The sequence below is a fragment of the Inquilinus sp. genome, from assembly GCF_057815775.1.
The window spans coordinates 1-6,122 of the sequence record NZ_JBYRFX010001072.1; the positions used below are offsets into that span (position 1 = coordinate 1).

The following is a 6,122-nucleotide window of genomic DNA, read 5'->3' on the forward strand; positions in this document are numbered from 1 at the left end:
GAGCTTGGCCAGCGAGCCGATGTCGGAGACGCAGATGGCGAGGATGCCGCCGAGCGGCCCCAGCCCGACGGCGCGGACGAAGACCAGGGCCCAGATCAGCTGGTCGACGCCGCGCAGCCCGTCGAACAGCCGGCGGAAGCCGAAGCGCAGGATGCCGAGCGGCATGATGTTGCGGGCGCCGAGGAAGCCGAGCGGGATGGCGATGACCGAGGCGATCAGCGTGCCGATGAACGCCATGGCGATGGTCTGGCCCAGCGCCGTGAAGATCTCGCCATATTCCCAGTCGGCCATGTCGTGCCAGGACACCATCTGGCCGATGATGACGAACAGGCCGTTCCGGCTGACCAGCCCGTCATAGAGCCGGACCGGCGAGAAATCGAAATACCAGAAGAGATAGCCGAGATAGCCCAGCGCCAGCAGGAGCAGCGCGGCGCGGAGCAGCCGCTCGCCGATCGGCCGGCCGAAGGCGCGCGGCAGGGCGGCGCGGGCATGATCGACATCGATCGGCCGGATCCGGGCGAGTCTCGTGCCCATCAATGCGCCTCCCGCGAGATGAACACCGAGCGCAGCCGTTCGGAGCCGAGATCGATCAGCGTCACCGCCGCCACGATCATCAGCACCAGGGCGCTCAGCTCCTCGTAATAGTTGAAGCTGACGATGTAGTAGAGCTCCTGCCCGATGCCGCCGGCGCCGACGAAGCCGAGCACCGAGGCCGAGCGGATGTTGATCTCCAGCCGCAGCAGCACATAGGACAGGAAGTTCGGCAGCACCTGCGGCAGCACGCCGAAGCGCATCACCTGCACCCAGTTGCCGCCGGCGGCGCGGATGCCCTCCAGCGGCTTGTCGTCGACCGCCTCGTTCACCTCGGAGAACAGCTTGCCCAGCGCGCCCGTCGTGTGCACCGCCATGGCCAGGATACCGGCCAGCGGGCCGACGCCATAGGCCCAGACGAAGCACAGGGCATAGACGATATCAGGGACGCTGCGGCAGATCTCGAGGAAGCGGCGGCTGAGATGGTAGACCCAGTGGCTGCGCACCAGGTTGCGCGAGGCGGGGAAGCTGAGCAGCAGCGCCATCGCCGCCCCCAGCACCGTGCCCATGATCGCCATCTGCGCGGTTTCGGCCAGCAGCACCAGGTAGCTGCCGGCGCGGTAGTACCAATAGGCGACCGAGCCTTCGGTCTTGCTGTCGGACAGCAGGTCGGCCCAATGCAGAACCGGCAGGGTGCGCTGGAAATACTCGCCGATCCGCGGCAGGCCGGCGGCCAGCTTGGCCGGGAAGAACTCGCCGACAGTGCCACCGATGGCGACGGCGAGCAGGAACAGCGCCAGCCCGACCAGGGTGCTGCGGCGCCGCTGGCGGGCCAGCACCCGGCGCCCGGCCTCGAAGGCCGCGACCGGGTCGCGGGGGCGGTCGTCGGTCATGGATGTCATCAGGGACTCTGAAACGAGGCCGGGTCCGCCCGAAGGCGAACCCGGCCCACGGGAATGATCAGCTGCGGCGGGCCGAAGCTTCGGTCTGGCGCATCTTGATGATGTCGGCGAAGAAGTCGTTGGTGACAGGGGCGAAGCCGGAGCCCGTGCCCTTCTCGACCGCCTGGTAGATGTCCGGATGGTCGACCGGCAGCTTGGTCAGGAATTCCAGCATGTCCTTGCGGAAGGCTTCCGGCAGGGCGGTGCGGGTCGCCCAGGGGCCGTTCGGGATCAGCGTCGACTGCCAGAGGATGCGGAGATCCTTCATCTCGAGCATCTTCTTGTCGACCATGCTGCGCAGCGCGCCGCGGCTGTAGCCCACGGCCGGGTCGCCCTGGCCAGAGATCCAGGTCACGCCGGCGTCGTACTGGCCCTTCATCACCGCGACCACGCCCTGCTCATGCCCGCCGGCGAAGTTGGTCGAGCCGAAGAACTTGGCCGGGTCGAAGCCCTGGTCCTTGAGCTGGAAGTTCGGGATCAGGTAGCCCGAGGTCGAATTCGGGTCGGCGAAGGCCAAGGTCTTGCCCTTGAGGTCTTCGATCTTCTGGTACGGGCTGTCGGACTTGACGTAGAGCACCGAGAAATAGCCGGTCGACCCGTCGTCTTCCTTGGTCACCACCAGCGGCTCGACGCATTTGCAGTCGAGCCACAGGCCGGCATAGCCCGAGGCGCCGAATTCGGCGAGGTCGAGCTGGCCCGCGGCCATGCCCTGCATGACGCCGGCATAGTCGGAGGCCGGGTAGAGTTCGACCTTCACGTTGAAGGTGCTCTCCAGCAGCTTCTCGAAGCCGTCGTAGCGCGCCAGCCGGTCGGCATCGGCTTCGCCGCCGAGGATACCGACGCGGATGACCGGGACATCCTTCTTCCAGCTCGGGTCCGCCGCCGAGGCGGTGCCGGCCAGGCCGGCGAGAGCGATGGCGGCCGTGGCCGCTGCGAGGATCGTGCGCCGCATGAACATGGGTCTACCCCTTTCCATTGGATGGTATCGGACGCCCGGCGCCGTTGCCGGGCGCCGCCTTGCTTGGAGCTCAGGCCGGGACGAGTTCGCGCTCGCCGGTCCTGGGCTCGATCGCGGTCGAGGTGATGCGCTCGTCGAAGGCCTCGCGCATTCCATCGACCCCGTAGATCTGCTCGACCACATCCATGGTCAGGGCGGCCGGGGCGCCGTCGAAGACGATCCGGCCCTTGGCCATGCCGACCACCCGGTCGCAGTAGTGCCGGGCGGTGTCGAGCGTGTGCAGGTTCACCAGGACGGTGATGCCGTCCTCGCGGTTGATGGCGCGCAGCGCGTCCATCACGATCTTGGCGTTGCGCGGGTCGAGCGAGGCGATCGGCTCATCCGCCAGCAGCACCTCCGGCTCCTGCAGCAAGGCGCGGGCGATGGCCACGCGCTGCTGCTGCCCGCCGGACAGGGTGTCGGCCCGCTGCAGGGCGGCATGGGCCATGTCCAGCCGGTCGAGCGCCTGGATGGCGAAGGCCCGCTCACGCTCGCCGAACTGCTTCAGCAGCGACGGCAGGGTCCAGTGATGGGCAATGCGGCCCAGCAGCACGTTGGTGAGCACGTCGAGGCGGCTGACCAGGTTGAACTGCTGGAAGATCATGGCGCAGCGCGAGCGCCAGTCGCGCAACGCCCGGCCCTTCAGCCGGCTGACATCGACGCCGTCGAACAGAATCCGGCCATGGGTCGGATCGGCCAGCCGGTTGACCAGGCGCAGCAGGGTCGACTTGCCGGCGCCGGAGCGGCCGATCACGCCGACCATCTGGCCCGGGGCGATCGTCAGGCTGACGTCGTCGACCGCGTTCACCGCGCGATAGCTCTTGGTCAGGCCTTCGATCACAAGCTCGGCCATACGGCACACTCCATTCAATCGACAGTGCCGCGGGCTGGGAAACCCGCGGCGGCCGTCATCGGCGTGAGTGGCCTAGCAAAGCGAGGTTACGATCGCGTGATCCCCTGATGTCGGTTCGGTGAACGTCCCGGCCCGCATGGCACTGTGGTGCCCGGGTTGACGTTATGTCGCAAAGCGGCTTGTCTGCTGGGTGGGGCGGCAAATCATCAGACGAATCAAGGGAGTGAACCTGTGCCCGAGTCCCGTCCTGAAACGATCGCCAAGATCACCTGGCGATTGATGCCGTTCCTCGGCCTGCTTTATCTCATCGCCTATATCGACCGGCAGAATGTCGGCTACGCCAAGCTGCAGATGGTCGGCGACCTCGGCATCAGCGAGACCGCCTACGGCCTGGGCGCGTCGCTGTTCTTCATCGGCTATTTCCTGTTCGAGGTGCCGTCGAACGTGATCCTGGCCAAGGTCGGCGCCCGGCGCTGGCTCGCACGGATCATCTTCACCTGGGGCCTGGTCACCATCGCCCTGGCCTACACCCAGAACGCGACGATGTTCTACATCCTGCGCTTCTTGCTGGGCGTCGCCGAGGCCGGCTTCTTCCCCGGGGTACTGTTCACCCTGACGCTGTGGTTCCCGCAGCAGTTCCGCGGCCGCATGATCGGGCTGTTCATGGCCTGGAGCGCCGTGGCCAACGCCGTCGGCTCGACCGTCGGCGGCGCACTGCTGGACCTCGACGGCGCGTTCGGCCTGAAGGGCTGGGAGTGGGTGTTCCTCGCCACCGGCGTCCCGGCCGTGCTGATGGGCATCGTCACCTACTTCTTCCTGCCCGACAGCCCGGAGACCGCCACTTTCCTCGACCGGGACGAAAAGACCTGGCTGCGCGACGTGCTGGCGCGCGAGAACGCGGAAGGAAAGGCGCAGCACGCCAACCCGTTCGCCGCGCTGCTGGACGGAAGGGTGCTGCTGCTGGCGGTGTTCTACGTCGCCTTCCCGCTCGGGGCCTATGGCCTGAGCTACTGGCTGCCGACCGTGGTGCAGGGCTTCGGCGTGTCGAACACCGAGAACGGCCTCCTGAACATCATCCCCTGGGTCTGCGTCGCCGCGGCGCTGTGGTGGGTGCCGCGCAACGCCGCCCGCACCGGCGACCAGACCTGGCACATCGTGATCCCGGCGCTGATCGCCGCGGTCTGCCTGGCGTTGAGCGTGGTGGTGCCGGGCAACGCCGCCAAATTCGCCCTGCTGTGCGTCGCCGCGGCCGGCATCTTCGCGCCGCAGCCGGTGTTCTGGGCGATCCCGCCGACCTTCCTGACCGGTGCCACCGCCGCGGCCGGCATCGCCGCGATCAATTCGGTCGGCAACCTCGGCGGCTTCATCGCCCAGAACGCGGTGCCCTGGATCGGCGACGCCACCGGCAGCAAGCTGGCGCCGATGTGGTTCCTGTCCGCCTGCCTGGTGATCGGCGCGCTGATGACGTTCGTCGTCCAGGCCGTGCTGCGCCGGCCGAGGGCGGGGTAGCTCACCGCCCCGTGAACCGCGGCGGGCGGCGTTCGGTGAAGGCGGCCTGGCCTTCGCGGAAATCGGCGCTGCGATAGGCGGCGTCGGCCAGCGCCGCCGTCCCCGCCGTGTCGGCATCGGCGCCGTCCAGCATCGCCGCGATCATCCGCTTGGTCGCGCGCAGGCTAAGCGGCGCCCGTTCGGCCAGGGTGGCGGCATAGTCCAGCACCGCAGTCGCGACCGCATCGTCGGGCAGCACCCGGTCGACCAGGCCGATCGCCAGCGCCTCCGCCGCGTCGAGCAGCCGGCCGGAGAACAGCATGTCCTTGGCCCGGGCCGGCCCCACCGTCGCCACCAGCCGCCGTGTGTCCTCGAAGCTGTAGGCCAGGCCGAGCCGCGACGGGGTGATGCCGAGCCGGGCGGTGTCGCCGGCGAAGCGCAAATCGCAGGCCAGGGCAAGGCCGCAGCCGCCGCCGACGCACAGGCCGCGCACCAGGGCGATGCTGGGCCGATCGAGGCTTTCGACCGCATGCAGCGCCGCCCGCACCGCCGCATTGTACTGCCGGGTCGAGTCGTCATCGGCGAAGACGGTGCCGAATTCGCTGATATCGGCGCCGGCGGAAAAGGCCTCGCCGCCGGCCCCTTCGACGATCACCGCGGCGACCTCCGGGTCGGCGTCGATCTCGGCACACAGCCGGGGCAGCGCCTGCCACATCGCCCTGCTGATCGCGTTGTGCCGCGCCGGCCGGTCCAGCACCAGCCGCGCCAGTCGCCCGTCGCGGGTCCATCGGATCGAAGTGTCGGTCATCGCTTCCCCCGCCCAAACGTCACCGCGTGGCTCACCGCGCGGCGAGGCCTTTCTACAACGGGCTTCCGTCGCCGTCATGGTCGTGAGGCAAGCATCTCCGGCCCCTCCTGCGGGGCGGGAGAGGCGAAATCATCCAGGTTGCGGTGGTCGGGCGAAACCAACCCCACCTTCCATCTGTCATTGCCGGGCTTGACCCGGCAATCCAGAGGATCTCGACAGTCTCTGGATGCCCGGATCAATCCTCGGATCAAGTCCGAGGACGGGCATAACAGGTGGGGGAGATTGCACCTACCCCGTGTCCGGCGGCGGGTCGCCGTCCACCGGCGACAAATCCAGCCTTGCCAGATATTCGTCCGATTCCGCGACCCAGCGTTCCGCCTGCTCCGGCGGCAGCCCGAATTCCGGGCACAGCAGGGCCACCGCTTCTACCGCCGTGTGGCTATCGGCAATCGCCTGCAGCTCCGGCCGGTCCATCTCGATGCCCATCTCGAAGAAGCGGCGGTC

Annotated in this window: 7 protein-coding genes; 1 reads left to right on the top strand and 6 read right to left on the bottom strand. The window is 68.4% G+C overall.

Annotated features, from left to right (window positions below):
• From AC3XYG_RS38410 to phnC, 4 genes are all read right to left on the bottom strand, one after another.
• On the bottom strand, nucleotides 1-534 hold a 534-nt coding region (locus tag AC3XYG_RS38410), incomplete at its 3' end, for a PhnE/PtxC family ABC transporter permease (protein WP_489145175.1).
• Complete coding sequence (phnE, locus tag AC3XYG_RS38415) at nucleotides 534-1,424, bottom strand: phosphonate ABC transporter, permease protein PhnE (protein ID WP_489145176.1); 891 nt, start codon at nucleotides 1,422-1,424, stop codon at nucleotides 534-536. The genes phnE and AC3XYG_RS38410, both read right to left, overlap by 1 nt.
• Nucleotides 1,425-1,491: 67 nt before the next feature.
• Nucleotides 1,492-2,424 carry a phosphonate ABC transporter substrate-binding protein gene (phnD, locus tag AC3XYG_RS38420; protein ID WP_489145177.1) on the bottom strand — a complete coding sequence of 311 codons (933 nt, stop codon included), beginning with the start codon at nucleotides 2,422-2,424 and terminating at the stop codon, nucleotides 1,492-1,494.
• Between the two features lie 76 nt (nucleotides 2,425-2,500).
• Entirely contained in the window at nucleotides 2,501-3,322 is an 822-nt protein-coding gene (phnC, locus tag AC3XYG_RS38425) for a phosphonate ABC transporter ATP-binding protein (protein ID WP_489145178.1), read from the bottom strand.
• Nucleotides 3,323-3,553: 231 nt separating this feature from the next.
• Here phnC and AC3XYG_RS38430 point away from each other — a divergent pair, with 231 nt between their 5' ends.
• Nucleotides 3,554-4,831 carry an MFS transporter gene (locus tag AC3XYG_RS38430; RefSeq protein ID WP_489145179.1) on the top strand — a complete coding sequence of 426 codons (1,278 nt, stop codon included), beginning with the start codon at nucleotides 3,554-3,556 and terminating at the stop codon, nucleotides 4,829-4,831.
• Nucleotide 4,832: 1 nt separating this feature from the next.
• Here the strand turns inward: AC3XYG_RS38430 and AC3XYG_RS38435 are convergent, their stop codons facing one another.
• A complete protein-coding gene (locus tag AC3XYG_RS38435; RefSeq protein ID WP_489145180.1) occupies nucleotides 4,833-5,618 on the bottom strand; it encodes an enoyl-CoA hydratase-related protein in 786 nt (261 codons plus the stop codon).
• A gap of 288 nt (nucleotides 5,619-5,906) precedes the next feature.
• The coding region (locus tag AC3XYG_RS38440; RefSeq protein ID WP_489145181.1) for a hypothetical protein at nucleotides 5,907-6,122 on the bottom strand (216 nt) is incomplete at its 5' end.